This window comes from Neisseria sp. P0021.S006, from assembly GCF_051956895.1.
Genome location: NZ_JBQCWZ010000939.1, coordinates 1 through 572 on the forward strand (window position 1 = coordinate 1; position 572 = coordinate 572).

General features: G+C 47.7%; 1 protein-coding gene. It reads left to right on the plus strand.

Annotation, left to right across the window (positions count from 1 at the left end; genetic code table 11):
- Positions 1–77: 77 nt before the first annotated feature.
- Positions 78–539 carry a YhcH/YjgK/YiaL family protein gene (locus ACTHUM_RS18020; RefSeq protein ID WP_219088535.1) on the plus strand — a complete coding sequence of 154 codons (462 nt, stop codon included), beginning with the start codon at positions 78–80 and terminating at the stop codon, positions 537–539.
- Positions 540–572 lie beyond the last annotated feature (33 nt).

The window sequence follows — 572 nt, forward strand, 5'->3', positions numbered from 1 at the left end:
GTGTAACGGTTGATATACAAAAGGCCGTCTGAAAAATTTAAGTGTTTCAGACGGCCTTTAATCTACAAAAATATACCATGATTACCGACACCATAAGCAATGCCACCCGCTACGCTGCCTTGCATCCCGACTTTGCCGAAGCCTTCCATCTGTTGCAGACCCTAAATTTTGCCAAGCTGCCGGACGGCCAAGTACCATGCGAGAATCCCAATATCCGTATTTTTATCGGTAGCGAGCCGATGAGGACTAAGGGAGAAGCCCAGCCTGAAGCGCACTTAAAACATATTGATATTCAAACGCCGATTGACGGCAGCGAAACATATGGCTGGATAGACAGAGGCCGTCTGAAAAACGGTTTAGGCTACAACGAAAAGCGCGATATCGAGTTTTTCGACTGCGAGCCGGAAACCTGGCTGACCTTGGAGCCAGGTGAATTTGCGCTATTCTTCCCGAATGATGCGCATGCCCCATTGGTCGGCGACAGGGCGAACATACGCAAAGTTGTTTTTAAAATCCGTGTTGAAACCGAACGTCTATAATATTTCAGACGGCCTTATCCCCTTATTCAGGAC